This window comes from Bradyrhizobium sp. CB82, from assembly GCF_029714405.1.
Lineage (GTDB): Bacteria > Pseudomonadota > Alphaproteobacteria > Rhizobiales > Xanthobacteraceae > Bradyrhizobium.
Genome location: NZ_CP121650.1, coordinates 9074915 through 9091318, shown reverse-complemented (window position 1 = coordinate 9091318; position 16404 = coordinate 9074915). Strand labels below are relative to the sequence as shown.

Sequence of the window (16404 nt, the reverse complement as noted above, 5' to 3'; positions counted from 1 at the left end):
TCCATCCGGGACAGGCTTTCCTCACTCCTTCGGCATCGCCCCCACATATGACGAGCTCGGCCGGATCAGCCGTCCCGTCCGCCGATGTTCGAGTGCGTGTGCGGTCCACCCGGCAGCGCGCGCCACGGCGAAGATCGGCGTGAAGGCCTGGCGCGGGATCGCGAGCGCATCGAGCAGGATCGCAGTGAAGAACTCGACATTGGTCTCCAGCGGCCGATCCGGGTTCTTCTTGCGCAGCGCAGCGCGGATATAGGCCTCGACCTCACCGGCAAATGGCAGGTCGGCGCCGCCGTCGGCGGAAAGCCGCTCGATCGCGGCCTTCAGCACGTCGGCGCGCGGATCGCGCACGCGATAGACGCGATGGCCAAATCCCATCAGCCGTTCGCCGCGCGCCAGCGCCGCATCGACCCATGGCTGGATCCGTTCGCGCGAGCCGATCGCATCCAGCATTTCCAGCACCGGCTCCGGCGCGCCGCCATGCAGCGGGCCGGTGAGCGCGCAATAGCCTGCGGTGACCGCGGCGAACAGATCGGCCTACGTCGAGGCAACCACGCGCGTGGCGAAGGTCGAGGCGTTCATGCCGTGATCGCAGACGGTGACGAAATAGGCATCGAGCGCCGCGACCTCGCGCGGCTCGGGCGCGGCGCCACGCAGCATTCTGAGTGTGTCGGCGGCATGGCTCGCATTCGCATCCAGCGCGACCGGATCGAGCCCTTTCGCGCGCCGCGCCAGCGCGCCGGCAATCACCGGAAACGCGCCGACGATGGTCGCCTCGTGCTCCAGCCCATTCTCGGCGCGCAAGCCTGCGATACCAGCGCGAAAACCGTCGATGATGCCCATGCCGCGCGTTGCCGGCAAAAGATCCGGCAGTCGTGCAAAGGCGCGTTCGCGTGCAAGCCCGAGGCTCGCCCGCACATTGGCTTCGCTGAGCGTGCCTCCAATGGCGCCGTTCCAGAGCCGGGCGGTGACGCCCTCAAAGCTCGACTGGCGGGCGAGAGTGCCGACGCGCTCGCCGGCGATGATCAGCTCGCCGCGCGCGCCATCGACATGGCTGAGCACGGTCTCGGCGGCGGCAACCCCGTCCAGTCCGATCTGGCTTTTGGTGAGGTGGATGTTCATGGCCTGTCTCCTTTCACATCGAGAAGATCAGGCCTCTCGACAGATTGATCAATCTTGATTACATAAATCAATATGAAAAATTCCGAGGAGCTGTACCTCTCGGCCCGCGAGGCCGCCGCCGAGCTCGCGATTTCGCCGGCAACCCTCTACGCCTATGTCAGCCGCGGCCTGATCCGCTCCGAGCCGACGCCGGATTCGCGCAGCCACCGCTACCGCGCCGAGGACGTTCGTGGCCTCAAGGAACGCCGCGCGCCCTCCCCCGAGCCGCGGGGCCTGCGCAGCTTCGATGCCGACCTGCCGGTCATGGACACGGAAATCGCGACCATCACCGAAGACGGCGCGATCTATCGCGGCGTGAACTGTGTCGACCTCGCCGAGCGGGACACGTTGGAGCATGCCGCGACGCTGCTCTGGGACGTTTCCGGCGTCGATCCCTTTGCGTCAGACAATTGCCCTCATGTCTCCGGCGAGATGCGCGCGATCGCGGAGGCCGCGCGGCGTGCCGCGCCGATCGACCGTGCCATCGCGGTGCTGGCGCTTGCCTCCAGCGCCGATCCCCGCGCCTTCACCCGCGCGCCCGATGGCCGCGCGCTGGTCGGAGCCCGCATCGTCCGGCTGCTGGTTGCGACCATGCTCAATGCCGAGCCGTCGGCAGAGCCTTTGCACCAGCAGATCGCGCTCGCCTGGGCAACCGGCAACAAGCATGCGGCCGATCTCATCCGCCGCGCGCTGGTGCTGCTTGCCGAGCACGAATTGAACGCCTCGACCTTCACTGCGCGCTGCGCGGCATCGACCGGCCTCAATCTCTACGATGCCGTCATCGCCGGCCTCGCGGCGCTCAAGGGACCCAAGCATGGCGGCGCCGGCGTGCTGGCCTCGCAGCTCGTGAAGACGCTGGTGGATCGCGACGTCGAGCCGATGGTGCGCGAACGCGTCGCGCTGGGCGAGCGGTTTGCCGGCTTCGGCCACGGCGTCTACAAGCGCGGCGATCCCCGCGCGCAGTCGCTGCTCAACGCGCTGGCGCGCGCCGGCGCGCCGCGAAAATTCACGAGAGAAGTGCCGGAGCGGATTGCGGAGGCGACCGGCGAGCTCGTCAATATCGACTATGCGCTGGCCGTGCTGGTGCACGCCCTGCGCCTGCCGGCCGGCAGCGAGCTCGCGCTGTTCGCGATGGCGCGCAGCGTCGGTTGGATCGCCCATGCCAGCGAGCAGTTGCAGCACGGCCGCCTGATCCGCCCCCGCGCGCGCTATGTCGGCCCGGCGCCGGGACGGAGAGCGACGACGGCTGTCGAGTCCAGGAGTTAGAGCTGGACAGGCTTCGGTTCGATCGATTGTGGGCCGCGGGCTCGATCAACCTCTCCCGCTTGCGGGGGAGGTCGCGCCGAAGGCGCGGGTGGGGGCTCTCTCCACATCGGAGGTGTCGAATGCGGCGACACCCTCTCCCCAGCCCTCTCCCGCAAGCGGGAGAGGGAGCGCACCTCCTTCGAGGCGGCAATCAAGTCAAATCTCATTACCTTCTAGGCCCCCGGCTTCGCCGGCGCGATACCGCTGCCGTGGCGGCGGCGGATGGTCCAGATCGTAAGGCCGAGAATGATCGCGACGCCGGTGACGGTGAACATCCAGATGTGCTTGCCGACATGCTCATGATGCGGCAGTCCGGCGTATTCGTGCAGCGCGGAGACCGCGAGCACGCCGGGCAGCACATGGGCCGGCGCCCAGACCAGGATCGCGGGGATGTTCACGGCGTAGAACCGTGCCGGCTGCATACCGAGCGCGCCGGCCGTGACCGGCACGAAGGCGCGGATCGGGGGCACGAAGCGGGCGAAGAACACGGCCCAGGTGCCGAAGCGACGGAAGAAGGTCTCGCTCTCCGCGACCACGCGGGGATAGTTGGTCAGCGGCCAGGTGCTGAGGATCTCGCGCTGCTGCTTGTGCCCGATCCAGTAGGCCGAACCGTCACCCAGCACCGCACCACAGGCGGCCGCCAGCAACACCCATTGCAGCCGGAGTTCACCGCCCGGAATCAGGGCGCTCAGCGCCAGGATGATGGTCGAGCCGGGGACCACCGAACCCACCACCGGAACGGCTTCCAGGAGCGCCGCGAGGAACAGGGTCAGATAGGCCAGCCAGGCATGGGCCGAGACAAACGCGATGAAGGGATCAAGAATGGACGTCACGTCCGTCTCTGTGTCGGGCAGGGGCTTCGGTGTTCAGACCTTACATAAGTAGGGCAGGGCGGCCAAAGTGCCAAAGCAGGCCCCAAAGCCATGGAATTTCGGCGCGATTCGCAGGGCAGCCTTCCAAAAAAAGCGTTCCTTGCCTATCTGAATGAAAAGACAACGGAACTTTGATTGGGGCGCGGGCTTCTGCCAGCCTGCGGTCTCTGATAGGTTCGCAACCGCACCCAGCCGCAGCCAAAGTGCAAATAACTGGTCTCGGGACCGCCCGGGGCCTCGGAGGATGAATGACGACCGCCGCCCTGTCCAAGATTGAGGAAGTCAACGGTTTGCCCGACATGAAAGTGTCGGTGCGCCAGGTCTTCGGGATCGACAGCGATCTCGAAGTGCCGGCTTATTCCGAAGTCGATCCTCACGTGCCCGAAGCCGATGCCGATTACCGCTTCGACCGCGCCACCACGCTCGCGATCCTCGCCGGCTTCGCCAAGAACCGGCGCGTCATGGTGACGGGCTATCACGGCACCGGTAAATCCACCCATATCGAGCAGGTCGCCGCGCGGCTCAACTGGCCCTGCGTGCGCGTCAACCTCGACAGCCACATCAGCCGTATCGACCTCGTCGGCAAGGACTCGATCGTGGTCAAGGACGGCAAGCAGGTCACCGAATTCCGCGACGGCATCTTGCCCTGGGCGCTCCAGCACAATGTCGCGCTGGTGTTCGACGAATACGACGCCGGCCGTCCGGACGTGATGTTCGTGATCCAGCGCGTGCTGGAGGTCTCCGGCCGCCTGACGCTCCTGGACCAGAACAAGGTGATCAAGCCGCATCCGGCGTTCCGCCTGTTCTCGACGGCGAACACGGTCGGCCTTGGCGATACCTCGGGCCTCTATCACGGCACGCAGCAGATCAACCAGGGCCAGATGGACCGCTGGTCGATCGTCACCACGCTCAACTATCTCGGCCATGACGAGGAAGTGGAGATCGTGCTGGCGAAGGCCAGGCACTATCGCACCCAGGAAGGCCGCGACATCGTCAACAAGATGGTCCGCCTTGCCGATCTCACCCGCAACGCCTTCGCCAATGGCGATCTGTCGACGGTGATGAGCCCGCGCACGGTGATCACCTGGGCGGAGAATGCCGACATCTTCGGCGATATCGGCTTCGCCTTCCGCGTTACCTTCCTCAACAAGTGCGACGAGCTCGAGCGTCCCCTGGTCGCCGAGTTCTACCAGCGTTGCTTCAATGCGGAGCTGCCGGAATCGGCGGTCAACGTGGCGCTCAGCTGATCCAGATAGCCGAACAATGGCCTCCATCAGCGTCGAGCGCAGCATTGGGGCAACCAAGAAAGCCGTGCTCGGCGGGCTCATCGGTTACAACACCGAAAAGATGGGGAAGCAGAAGTACAAGCGCCTCGCGATTTCCCTGAAGGAGCGCGGCAAGATCGTCGGCGGGATCGTCGGTGAGGTCTGGACCACGGTGCTGTTCATCCAGCTGTTCTGGATCGAGCAGAAATACCGCGGCAAGGATCACGGCACAAAACTGATCGCGGCGATCGAGGACGAGGCGAGACGGTTCGGGGCGACCCGCTGCTATCTCGACACGATGAGTTTCCAGGCGCCGGGCTTCTACCGCTCCTGCGGCTACGAAGAATTCGGCGCCATTGACGGCTATCCGGGCGGCGTGAAGCGCCATTGGTTTACGAAGTCGCTATGAGCAGCACATCCAACTCGAAATTCCGCAACACCAAGGAAGCGCCGACCGAGCCGTTCAAGCGCTCGGTGGCGTCGTGCCTGAAGGCGATCGCCAAGACGCCCGAGCTCGACATCAGCTTTGCCGCCGAGCGCCCCGGCCTTGCGCCGGGCAAGGCGCGGCTGCCCGAACCGGCGCGGAAGATGACCAAGCGGGATGCGGCGATCGTGCGCGGCCATGCCGACTCGATCGCGCTCAAGCTCGCCTGTCACGATCCGAAGCTGCACCGCAAGCTGATGCCGGGCAATCCGCAGGCGCGCGGCGTGTTCGAGGCGGTGGAGCAGGCGCGGGTCGAGGCGATCGGCGCGCGCCGCATGGCGGGCGTGGCAAAAAACCTCACCGCAATGCTCGATGACCATTTCCATCGCGGCAAGTTCGACGAGATCACCGACCGCGCCGATGCGCCGCTGGCGGATGCGCTCGCCATGCTGGTGCGCGAACGCCTGACCGGAATGGCGCCGCCGGCGGCGGCGAAGAAGATGGTCGATCTCTGGCGGCCGACGCTGGAGGACAGGATCGGCGCGCGGCTGGATCGTCTGGATCGGCTGGTCGAGGACCAGACCAGGTTTGGCGATGCCGTGCATGACCTGTTGTCCGCGCTCGACCTCGGTGACGAGCGCAATGCCGATTCCGACGAGGACGACAATCAGGACGACAACCGCGACGGCGACAACGATCAGGCCGGGGCGGAGGGCTCGCCCGATTCCGATGCCGCGCAGGAGATGAGCGCCGACCAGGCACAGGCGACGACGGAAGAACTCTCCGAGAGCGCGATGGAAAGCGCGCAGGCCTCGACATCGGACACGTTCGACGACGGCGAACTCGGCGACGACGAGACGCCGGGGGAAGCGACGAGGCCGAATTCGCGCGGGGCCAACGAGCCGCGCGGGCCGGAATACCACGCCTTCGCGCCGAAGTTCGACGAGGTGATCGCCGCCGAAGACCTCTGCGACCATGACGAATTGGAGCGGCTGCGCTCTTACCTCGACAAGCAGCTCGCGCATCTGCAAGGCATCGTCGCGCGCCTCGCCAACCGCTTGCAGCGCCGCCTGATGGCGCAGCAGAATCGCGCCTGGGAGTTCGACCTCGAAGAGGGCATTCTGGATCCCGCGCGCCTGTCGCGCGTGGTGACCGATCCCTATCACCCGCTGTCCTTCATGCGTGAGAAGGAGGCGACCTTCCGCGACACCGTGGTGACGCTGCTGCTCGACAATTCCGGCTCGATGCGGGGACGCCCGATCACGGTGGCGGCGACCTGCGCCGACATCCTGGCGCGCACGCTGGAGCGTTGCGGCGTCAAGGTCGAGATTCTCGGCTTCACCACCCGCGCCTGGAAGGGCGGGCAGTCGCGCGAAGCGTGGCTTGCCGCCGGCAAGCCGGCCAATCCCGGCCGCCTGAATGATCTCCGCCACATCATCTACAAATCCGCCGATGCGCCGTGGCGTCGTGCGCGAAAAAATCTCGGGCTGATGATGCGCGAGGGGCTGCTCAAGGAGAACATCGACGGCGAGGCGCTCGACTGGGCGCACAAGCGCCTGCTCGGCCGAACCGAGCAGCGCAAGATCCTGATGATGATCTCGGACGGCGCGCCGGTCGACGATTCCACGCTGTCGGTTAATCCCGGCAACTATCTCGAGCGGCACCTGCGGCACATCATCGAGGAGATCGAGACGCGTTCGCCGGTGGAGCTGATCGCGATCGGCATCGGTCATGACGTTACGCGCTACTACCGCCGCGCGGTGACGATCGTGGACGCGGAAGAGCTTGGCGGCGCCATCACCGAAAAGCTCGCCGAGCTGTTCAGCGAGACGCACTCGGCGCCCGCGCAAGCCCCGAGCCGGCCGCGCCGCAAACTGCATTCGTGACCGCGTATTTCTCCCGCCGCAAATTCCTCGGCCATGCGGCGGCGGGAGCCGCGATATCAGCGTTTCCCGCAGCTGCGCGCGCTCAGCCCGCGACCCAGCCGCCGCCGAAATTTGCCGGCCAGGCCGGACACACCGTCACCGAGACTGTCAGCCTCGAGGTCAACGCGCGGCCAATTACCGCGTTCGAGCCGCGCGACCGCGCGCGCACCCGCTTCGGCGCGCTGGAGTATCGCAGCGGCCTGGTGCTGACTTCGCCCTATCGCGGTTTTGGCGGCCTCTCCGGCATCCGCTTCCTCGATACCCAAGGCGAGCGCTTCATCGCGATCTCCGATCAGGGCGCATGGTTCAGCGGGACGATCCGCTATTCCGGGCGCGACATGGTCGGGCTCGATAACGTCGAGGCCGCGCCGATGCTGAATGCAGAGGGGCGGCCGATCACCGAGAAACGCCTCTGGTACGACACCGAATCGATCGCGCTCGACGGCTCCCTCGTTTATGTCGGGCTCGAGCGCGTCAATGCGCTGATGCGTTTCGATTTCGCGAAAGGATTTACGCAGGCGCGCGGCGAGGTGCTGCCGTTGCCGCCGGCGGCGAAGAAGCTGCCGTACAACAAGGGGCTCGAGGGGATGGTGTTCGTGCCCAAGGGGCGGCCTTTGGCCGGCACGCTGATCGCTTTCTCCGAGCGCGGGCTCGACCGCGACGGCAATCTGATCGCGTTCTTGATCGGCGGTCCCTCGCCCGGCCAGTTCAGCGTGCGCCGCACCGAGAATTTCGACATCAGCGATGCGGTGCTGCTGCCGTCCGGCGAGCTTCTGGTTTTGGAACGCAAATTCTCCTGGTTCACCGGCGTCAACATCCGCATCCGCGCGCTCCAGCTGAAGTCGATCGCGCCGGGCGCGCTGGTCGACGGGCCCGAGCTCTTCGCCGCCGATCTCGGCCACGAGATCGACAACATGGAAGGCATCGACGCCCACGTCAGTGCCGATGGCGAGACCGTGCTGACGCTCGTCTCCGACGACAATTTTTCGCTGCTCCAGCGCACGCTGCTGTTGCAGTTCACGCTGGTGGAATAGTGGCGCGGCCTGTGCCAAATCCGCCGGCCGCCCCCCGCCAGCGCAATGCACTATGCCGCTGGCCAGCCATTCCTTCCGCGCGGCTAGCATTCCGGCCCCCGCCCATTACACTTCCCGCTCATCGCCCCTCCATCCCGGAGCTCTTCGCATGAGCGCCCTGTTTTCCCCGATTAAGCTGCGCGGCCTCGCATTGAAGAACCGCGTCATGGTGTCGCCGATGTGCCAGTATTCGGCCGAGGACGGCGTTGCGACCGACTGGCACTTCACCCACATCAATTCGCTGGCGTTGTCGGGCGCGTCCGTGTTCTGCATCGAGGCGACGCATGTCGAGGCGATCGGGCGGATCACGCCGGGCTGCCTCGGGCTCTACAGCGATGCCTGCGAGGCGGCGCTGAAGCAGATCATCAAATCGGTGCGCAAGCATTCCACCGCCGCGGTCGCGATGCAACTCGCGCACGCCGGCCGCAAGGGCTCATCGGCGCGGCCGTGGGAAGGCGGGCAGCTGCTGCGCGAAGATCAGGGTGGCTGGCAGCCGGTCGCGCCAAGCGCGCTGCCGCACAAGGAGGGCGAGGCGGCCCCAACCGCGCTCGACCGCGCCGGCATGGTGCGCATTCGCGACGCCTTCGTCGATTGCACGCGTCGCGCGATGCGGCTCGGCATCGACGCGATCGAGCTGCACGGCGCGCACGGCTATCTCATGCATCAATTCCTCTCGCCGATCTCCAACCGCCGCGCCGACGCGTATGGCGGCTCGCTCGAAAACCGCATGCGCTTTCCGCTCGAGCTGTTCGACGCCGTGCGCGCCGTCTTCCCGCACGACAAGCCGGTCGGCATGCGCGTGTCCTCGACCGACTGGGTCGAGGGCGGCTGGGACCTGCCGCAGACCATCGAGTTCGTGAAACAGCTGAAGAAGCGCGGCATCGACTGGGTCGACGCCTCCTCCGGCGGCGTGTCGCCGCTTCAGAAGATTCCGCTCGGCCCCGGCTACCAGGTGCCGTTCGCGGAGGCCATCAAGCGTGAGACCGGCGTGACGACGGTCGCGGTCGGCCTGATCACGGAGGCAAAGCACGCCGAGGAGATCGTCGCCTCCGGCAAGGCCGACATGGTCGCGCTGGCGCGGGCCATGCTCTACGACCCGCGCTGGGGCTGGCACGCCGCCGCCGAGCTCGGCGGCACCGTCGACGCCCCGCCGCAATACTGGCGCTCGCAGCCCGCGACGCAGAAGGCGCTGTTCGGCAAGACCACGTTCGGGGCGAGGTGAGGGGGCTCCAAATGCGCGCTACGCGTGACGCAACAGCGCCGCCCCGATCGCAACCATCGTCCCGACGGCCGATGAAGGTGTGGCGCCGCCGCTCGCGCTTCTCACCCCTCACACATCACCCCTCCGTGACTCTACTTACCTTCCGCCATCAGCCGAATTAGCCTAACCTCGCTGGCGCAAAACCCCGCGAGGCCTGCCATGCGCTATGGTGTCCGGAAGTCTGCCCACGTGCTGGAGCGTTGCGGGCTGGCACTCGCGGGGGCGGCATGCGGCCTGTTCGTTGGCGCCTATGTGGGATCGACGATCCCAATGCTGACCACGCAGGGTTTTCTGCTGCTGATGATGATCCTCGGCGCCGCCGGCTTCTATCTCGGCATCGACACGCCGCAGATGCCGTTCGACGACGCGCATTCTCGCATCGACGCCGCGGAATTTTTGAGCTCGGCCGGCACCTTCTGCGCCACGCTGACTGCCTTCGTCTCCGTCGGCGTCATCGTGCTGCGCGAGGAGCCGCATATCCTGTGGACCTGGCTCGTCCTCCTCGGCTGGATCGCCGGCGTCGCGATGCAGATCGTCGCGGGCGCGAAGGCGAGGTGGCGGAAGTAGACGCGCGCCACAAATTCCTTCGCCGGGACGACGATGGAGAATCTGGCCCGCTCCGTGCATCGAGCCCCCTAAAACACCACGCCCACCCGCGTCCCGCGCTTCCACGCCACCCGGCAGCGCTTGCGCGTGTTGACGTGCAGCAGCTCGAAGCGGTCGGGGATTTTGACCTGGCCGCCGAGATCGACGCAGGCGCCGCCCGGCGAATAGTCGATCAGCGTGCAGTTGATCACCGGCGCCTTCGGGTCGGTGATGATCTTGGCCTGTCGCGATACCAGCCCGCTCGGCTTGACGCGGGCAAATCGACGCTGATGCTGCATGTCGCTCGTCCTCCTCACGCGAAATGCGTTTCGGGAAAGAATGGAACAGAGTGTCGCACCATCATGCTAAGGCGTGGCGGAGAATTTTAGCGATTCTTCGATGCGATTAAGGAAGCATTAGCCAGGCGCGGCGCTCTGCTCCCTCGCCTTGCTCCGCTCTGCTCCCTCCCCCTTGCGGGGAGGGCGGGGAGGGGGTAGCCCAGCAAAAGGTCTCGGCCGTACGCGAGCGACGGCAACAGCAGCGTCGATCAACGCGGAGAGAGTGTGTCGCGTGGCACCCCTTCCCTAGCCCTCCCCCGCAAGGGGGGAGGGAACGCAGCGTTCGTGTGGCGCGCTCACGCCCCTCACGCCGCCTCAACACTCGTCGGCGCCTGCGGCCCCACCGGCATCGGCACGGTCACGAAATCCTTCGGCAGATTCACCGGCCTGTACTCAGGCACGTCAGCCATCCGCTGCACCACGCTCTCATGCACATGCGCGCCTGCGGGGATGACGCGCGGCTCGCAGTCGGGGATGTAGAAGCCGAAATAGACCTGCCGCTCCGGCCATTCCTTGTAGGTCGCGCTTTTCGGAATGTATTCGAGCAGGCGCCAGGCCGGCGTCATCGAATCGTGCATCTCGCCCTTCACGCTGGGCGCGACATAGCTGAACGGGCTGTTCTTGCGCTGGACGCCCCAGGCGAGCTGGTTGACCGTGCGCGGGTTGAAGTGCAGCCCCGCCTTGATCGCCTCGTCGATCATCCACAGGAGCGGATATTTCGACAGGCCCGATTCGCGCTCGGCATAGCCGCCGCCGACGTCGCAATGGCAGCCCGCGAAGTACACCTGCAGGATGTCCTGCGGCTCCTTCTTCTCATCGGGAACGAAGCGGTTGCTCCAGAACTGCTGCGGCTCGATCCACTCCTTCAGGCGGAACATGCAGCGTCGCTCGTCGATCGCGATCGCCTGGCGAAAGATCTTCACGCTCGGGTTGGCGAGCGTGAACGCCAGCTCCTCCAGGCTCGGCCAATACAGCCGGTCCGGCCGCGGCACGATCACGCTCGCAACCGTGTCCCACACGCCAATGAAGCGGATCGTCGGCCAGCGCGAGGAGGTGATGCGCGCGAACTGCGCGGCGAGATCGAAGCGGTCGGTCGGCAGCGGCCCGTCCTCGTCGCTGCCGGCATCGGCGAGATCGGGCAGGTCATTGCCGCGCCCAGTGCCCGAATATTGCTTGTAGGCGATCAGGCCCGAGCCGGCGAGGTTCGCCTGTTCGGGCGCGATCAGCCCCACCTTGTGGATCAGTCCCGCCAGCGCCCGCACGGTGTAGGCGCCGCGCGAGAAGCCGAACAAATAGATCTGGTCGCCCGGCGCGTAATGCTGAACCAGGAAGCAATAGGCCGCGAGCACGTTGTCATCGAGCCCGTAGCCGGTGGCGAGCCCCAGCACCAGGTTGACGTTGGCCTTCCAGCGGTGCCACGTCGTCGGCTCCGTCACCGTGCCGACGCCGGGATCATAGAACACGAGCTGCCGCGGCCGGGTCCTGTCGGTCTTGCGCAGGCAGCGATAGAGCTTCAGCACATTGGAGATGTTCTCGCTGATCTCGTTGCCCGTGCCGTCGCAGCAGATGACGATGTTTTTTGGCTCTGTCCTGGATTCGTTTCTGGCCTCGTGCTCCATCGAAGCGTCCCCTCCGGTGATGCTACCGGGGCGAGTATAGCCGAAGAGCGCCCCCATTGCCGCATCGGCTGTTGAAATTAACCACTTGTTAACCATCCGGTCGCCTAATGTGGACGATTGGGGGATCACCATGTCGGCCCATGTGACGCGACCGAAGTTGATGCCTGTTTCGGCCGATCCAGCCTTTCATTCGGTTGCGAGGCTGGCGGTTCGCGCTACGGCTGTCCTACGGAGCAAAACAATGTTCGGAAAGGACGACTTAGTGGACAATCTCAGCCGCGATCTGGATCGCGTGCGCGGAAGACGCGATGCCCTTGCATCCGAAGCCACGACCCTGACAGCTCAGATCGCTGAAATTGAAGCCCGCCTTTCGGAGGAGAAGCAAAGGCGGGAGCGTGATCGCGTCTTGAGCGAAATCGAAGCGATCAAAACGCGAATCAAGCACGCCGCCGGCGCGTTTGCACCCGTCGTCGATGGTCTCTCCAAGGCGATCGAGCCGGCCGCGGCCGTCGTGCCCGAGGCCCGCGAGCTCAATAGTTTCCTGTTGTCGGTGGCGACCGAAATCGACAGCGTGCTCGATCCCCTGTTGCGCGAACTGGATCAGCGCGCGGATGCGGTGCGAGCCGGCCAGGCTGCACTGGATCTGCCGAGTTCGGTCCATGATGCGCCCATCGTGCCGCCCGTCGAACCGCCGAAAGAGAGTATAGATCGCCTGCTACGTTTCCCGGCATGGCTGTCTCGCGACAAGGAGGCGGACAAAAAGGAACCAGCGGAGAACCCGCGTAGCACGGCAGCGTGAAGCCGCGCGCTGCGCACACGGACTCTCGGAGCAGAATGGCGCTTGGTTGAATCGATGCGAGCCGCGGGCTCGCTCAACCTCTCCCGCTTGCGGGGAGGTCGCGCCGAAGGCGCGGGTGGGGGCTCTCTGAAGACTCCCGATGCGGAAACAGCCTCTCCCCCACCCTCTCCCGCAAGCGGGAGAGGGAGCGCGCCTGCTTCGTGGCCTGGACTCAGGCCAAAACGTTCTGAAGCCGCGTCGCAGAGGTCCATTTCCGGCATTGGAGAGTTGTTGTTTTGCTCCGTCATTCCGGGGCGCGCCTCTTGGCGCGGGCCCGGAATCCATTGCTCAACAGTCACCGCGGTCCGATGGATCCCGGGCTCGGGACTTCGTCGCGCCCCGGGATGACGATCTGTTGTTGGGCTCGCTGGTCGCCAGGCAAGTGACTCCCCCCTCGCGCCCGCTCAGTTGGCGGTGCGGCGCAGGAAGGCCGGGATGTCGAGAATGCCGTCGTCGGTCGCATTGCGCGCAGAGGAGCGGCCGTAAGGATCGAGCGGCCGATCGGCCGCGGGGCGCGCATGTTCCGGATTCGGCCTTGCCGGTTGGCCTAGGGGGGCGCGGGCCGCGGGGCGGAGCGGCGGGCTCTCGACTTGCGGCAGCGGTGCACTGCGCTCGATGCGATCGGCGATGCGGCGGCTGTCGTTGCGCAGCCTGCCGGCGAGCTGCGTGAGTGGGCTTTCCGCGGCCGGCGTCTCTTGCGCCGGGTCGAGATTGTCGATGCCGGTCGCCACCACCGAGACGCGGACGATGCCTTCAAGGCTTTCATCGAAGGACGCGCCGACGATGATGTTGGCGTCAGGGTCAGCCTCGTCGCGAATGCGGGTCGCGGCTTCGTCGACTTCGTACAGCATGAGATCCTTGCCGCCGGTGATGGAGATGATGAGGCCACTGGCGCGCTTGATCGAGGGGTTCTCGATCAACGGATTGGAGATTGCGGCGACAGCAGCGGCGAGCACGCGCTTCTCGCCGGATGCCTCGCCCCGTCCCATCATGGCCTTGCCCTTCTCCCGCATGACGGAGAGAACATCGGCAAAGTCGAGATTGATGAGGCCTTCCTTGACGATGAGGTCGCTGATGCAGGCCACGCCCGAATAAAGCACCTGATCGGCAAGGGCGAAGGCATCGGCGAAGGTGGTCTTCGCGCTGGCCACCCGGAACAGGTTCTGGTTCGGGATGATCAAGAGGGTGTCGACCGTGTTCAGCAACTCCTCGATGCCGGTTTCGGCGGAGCGCATGCGGCGCTGGCCCTCGAAATAGAATGGCTTTGTGACCACGCCGATGGTGAGAATGCCGAGCTCGCGCGCGGTCCGGGCGATAACGGGCGCAGCCCCGGTGCCGGTGCCGCCGCCCATGCCGGCCGTCACGAACACCATGTGTGCGCCGGTCAGATGTTCGCGGATCGTATCGATGACCTCTTCGGCCGCGGCGCGTCCCAGTTCGGGCTGCGAGCCGGCGCCAAGGCCTTTGGTCACCTGGGTGCCCAGCTGGATGAGGCGCCTGGCCTTCGACATCGCCAGCGCCTGCGCGTCGGTGTTGGCGACGACGAAGTCGACCCCCTCCAGCCCGGCCGTGATCATGTTGTTGACGGCATTGCCGCCGGCGCCGCCGACCCCGAACACGACGATGCGCGCCTTCATCTCTCGAATGTCGGTGATGCCAGTCATTCTATCCTCGCGGTTGCTCCGGCAAGCTGTGAATGGAGAAAAAACCCTGTGCTACCTGCAAGCCGCGCGGTCTGATTGCACGATGGCCGCGGCCAGATGTCCCAATCGAAGCGCGGCTTGTCCGGCGAGCGAGCCGCTAGCCCTGCGACCGGTCCGCAAAGCCGCCACTTCATCTTCCAATCGTGCCGCCCACGCATTGGCTGCCCTCGTCTCGGCGGCGGCCTGCAGCAGCTCGATAGCCAGCCGATCGGCGCGCTCGCGCTCGCGCTCGAAATCCGCCCTGTAGCCGGCCGCCCTTGCCTCTAACCGCGCGATCTCCGCCTTGAACGCCTCGATCTTGAATGCCTCGATCTTTGCCATGGAGGCGGCGATGGGGTCTGCGCGGCGGCCGCGACGCGGGCGGGGCCTATGCTGGAGTTCGGAGAAATCGACGCTCACCAGCGCCTTGCCATCATCCGACCGCGAGCGCGGCAGCCGGCGACGTCTGGCAAGCGAACGAGCCGCCTCGCGCGAGATTCCGAGGCGGGCGCCTAGATCGGCATACGTCAGCAACGCGACAGACATCGGCTGTCCTCCTGGAACGAACCGGGACGGCATTTCGGGCTGATGATGACTGGACGATGACGTGAAGCTAGGCTGCGTTGGTTAATGGACGGTTAACGCGGCGGGCGGGGCGTTAGCGCTTTGGCTCTTTCGCGGCTTTGTCGGCTGCAGCCCGGTAATTCCGATCCACCCTCGACCGCCGACATGCTGGCGAGCGCGATCCGCTCGTCCCTACGCGCGAGAAGCGGCCTTCGCAAAGCGATCCAATATTGGCGCTTCGAACGCCGTCTGAGCCGTCGCGCGAGAGGCCGGGATCATAGAACTCGGCTGTCCCGGCCGCGTCTTGTCGGTCTTGCGAGAGGGGGCGATCGAGCTTCAGCGCATTGGAGAGGTTCTCGCTGATCTGCCCGTGCCGTCGTAGCAGATGATGATGTTCTTGGGGTCGGTATTGGCCTCCTGCTCCATCGAAGCGTCCCCTTCCGGCGATGCTACCGAGGCGAGTATAGCTGAAAGTGGGACGCTGATACGGCTCAGAAGATATTGGCGGCGTCGAGTCAAAGCTCAGATGACTGGTAACCAACTGTTTTGGCCTCGAAAAAAGCGACTCGATCAACAAAGGGCGCGGTCGCTACAATAGGATTGATAAAGAGTCAAGAGTGTTTATATTGATTTTGTAAGAGGAATTGATTCTGCCGGGGTGATGTCGTGGCGGGTAAGTACAAGAAGCTGAGCTTCACGGTATCTGTTGAGAGATCGGCTCAACGGTTTAGGGAGCTTATTGTCTACATTTCTAAGCGGAGCGAAGCTGACCCCCATTTCGGGGCAGTGAAGCTCAACAAGATTTTGTATTATTCGGATTTCCGGGCCTTTGAGCGATTCGGCGTACCTCTGACCGGAATGAGCTATTTCAGGCTTAAGGCTGGCCCTGCCCCGAAGGCTCTAGTTCCCATACGGCGAGAGCTCGAGGCTGAGGGTGCCATTAAGATCGAGCATGTGGATCTGGGCAATGGGTACGAGCAGCATCGCACCGTAGCTCTTCGTGAGCCCGTTCTTGAACACTTTACGGCGGACGAGCTTCAGGTTGTTGATGAGGTCATAAAGGAGCTGTGGAATCAGAACGCCACTGAAGTTAGCGATGCGAGCCACGATGTTCGTTGGCGAGTCCTTTGTAACAAAGATACAATGCCGTATGAATTTGCGTTTCTCTCCAATGAAAGCGTGACTAAGTCAGAGATTGAACGTACCCGTGAACTCGCAGAGCAATTCGGATGGTAGAGGTTGGGTTGTTCTCGAAGAACACAGTTATGAGCTTGCCGTTGCCCAATGCGGTAGCTATCAGTTCTTCGACGAGGCCTTGGCGCCTATAGAGTATGCGCTTCATAGAAATCCCGAGGGATTTGATTTGGTCCCCGGATTTGCGGACGTCTATATCGCTAGGACGAAGCTCCGGTTACTTGGTCCCGAAATCATTCCGTCTTTCCGACTTTGGTTTCGGATCGATGCGGCCAAGAGAGAAGTTCATAAGCTCTGGGTC

At 64.9% G+C, this 16404-nt stretch carries 14 protein-coding genes and 1 pseudogene; 9 read left to right on the top strand and 6 right to left on the bottom strand.

All coding sequences use genetic code 11. The features are described from left to right. Positions 1–21: 21 nt before the first annotated feature. Positions 22–1119: pseudogene (locus QA640_RS43000) on the bottom strand (citrate synthase/methylcitrate synthase). Positions 1120–1191: 72 nt separating this feature from the next. Between QA640_RS43000 and QA640_RS42995 the strand changes: the two are divergent. Continuing rightward, on the top strand, positions 1192–2424 hold the full coding sequence (locus QA640_RS42995; protein WP_283038646.1) for a citrate synthase family protein: 1233 nt from the start codon (positions 1192–1194) through the stop codon (positions 2422–2424). A 212-nt stretch (positions 2425–2636) separates the two neighbouring features. On the opposite strand, the gene QA640_RS42990 is transcribed toward QA640_RS42995, so the two are convergent. Then, positions 2637–3296: a DedA family protein gene (locus QA640_RS42990; protein WP_283038645.1), complete on the bottom strand. Its 660-nt coding sequence runs from the start codon at positions 3294–3296 to the stop codon at positions 2637–2639. Positions 3297–3583: 287 nt separating this feature from the next. Between QA640_RS42990 and cobS the strand changes: the two genes are divergently transcribed. The 6 genes from cobS to QA640_RS42960 all read left to right on the top strand — a co-directional run bounded on the left by cobS (position 3584) and on the right by QA640_RS42960 (position 9850). Next, on the top strand, positions 3584–4582 hold the full coding sequence (cobS, locus tag QA640_RS42985) for a cobaltochelatase subunit CobS (RefSeq protein ID WP_283038644.1): 999 nt from the start codon (positions 3584–3586) through the stop codon (positions 4580–4582). 16 nt (positions 4583–4598) lie between these two features. After that, positions 4599–5009, top strand: a complete 411-nt coding sequence (locus QA640_RS42980) for a GNAT family N-acetyltransferase (RefSeq protein WP_283038643.1) — start codon at positions 4599–4601, stop codon at positions 5007–5009. Then, complete coding sequence (cobT, locus tag QA640_RS42975) at positions 5006–6910, top strand: cobaltochelatase subunit CobT (RefSeq protein ID WP_283038642.1); 1905 nt, start codon at positions 5006–5008, stop codon at positions 6908–6910. Before QA640_RS42980 ends, cobT begins: the two co-directional genes overlap by 4 nt. Continuing rightward, the gene (locus QA640_RS42970) at positions 6907–7983 is read left to right on the top strand and encodes an esterase-like activity of phytase family protein (protein ID WP_283038641.1); all 1077 of its coding nucleotides are present in this window, start codon (positions 6907–6909) and stop codon (positions 7981–7983) included. The genes cobT and QA640_RS42970 overlap by 4 nt, the downstream gene beginning before the upstream one ends. 148 nt (positions 7984–8131) lie before the next feature. After that, positions 8132–9244 carry an NADH:flavin oxidoreductase/NADH oxidase gene (locus QA640_RS42965; RefSeq protein WP_283038640.1) on the top strand — a complete coding sequence of 371 codons (1113 nt, stop codon included), beginning with the start codon at positions 8132–8134 and terminating at the stop codon, positions 9242–9244. Positions 9245–9442: 198 nt separating this feature from the next. Next, positions 9443–9850: a hypothetical protein gene (locus QA640_RS42960; RefSeq protein ID WP_283038639.1), complete on the top strand. Its 408-nt coding sequence runs from the start codon at positions 9443–9445 to the stop codon at positions 9848–9850. A 68-nt stretch (positions 9851–9918) separates the two neighbouring features. On the opposite strand, the gene QA640_RS42955 is transcribed toward QA640_RS42960, so the two are convergent. Further along, a complete protein-coding gene (locus QA640_RS42955; protein ID WP_283038637.1) occupies positions 9919–10167 on the bottom strand; it encodes a PilZ domain-containing protein in 249 nt (82 codons plus the stop codon). A gap of 344 nt (positions 10168–10511) precedes the next feature. Next, on the bottom strand, positions 10512–11825 hold the full coding sequence (locus QA640_RS42950; RefSeq protein WP_283038636.1) for a DUF2235 domain-containing protein: 1314 nt from the start codon (positions 11823–11825) through the stop codon (positions 10512–10514). 241 nt (positions 11826–12066) lie between these two features. On the opposite strand from QA640_RS42950, the gene QA640_RS42945 reads away from it, so the two are divergent. Further along, positions 12067–12624: a hypothetical protein gene (locus tag QA640_RS42945; RefSeq protein ID WP_283038635.1), complete on the top strand. Its 558-nt coding sequence runs from the start codon at positions 12067–12069 to the stop codon at positions 12622–12624. 443 nt (positions 12625–13067) lie between these two features. Here QA640_RS42945 and ftsZ read toward each other — a convergent pair whose 3' ends face one another. Next, a complete protein-coding gene (gene ftsZ / locus QA640_RS42940; RefSeq protein ID WP_283038634.1) occupies positions 13068–14327 on the bottom strand; it encodes a cell division protein FtsZ in 1260 nt (419 codons plus the stop codon). A gap of 51 nt (positions 14328–14378) precedes the next feature. After that, positions 14379–14891, bottom strand: a complete 513-nt coding sequence (locus QA640_RS42935) for a hypothetical protein (protein ID WP_283038633.1) — start codon at positions 14889–14891, stop codon at positions 14379–14381. Between the two features lie 684 nt (positions 14892–15575). Here QA640_RS42935 and QA640_RS42930 point away from each other — a divergent pair. Then, positions 15576–16145, top strand: coding sequence for a Panacea domain-containing protein (locus QA640_RS42930; RefSeq protein WP_283038632.1), 570 nt, complete (start codon positions 15576–15578; stop codon positions 16143–16145). The last annotated feature ends 259 nt before the right edge of the window (positions 16146–16404 follow it).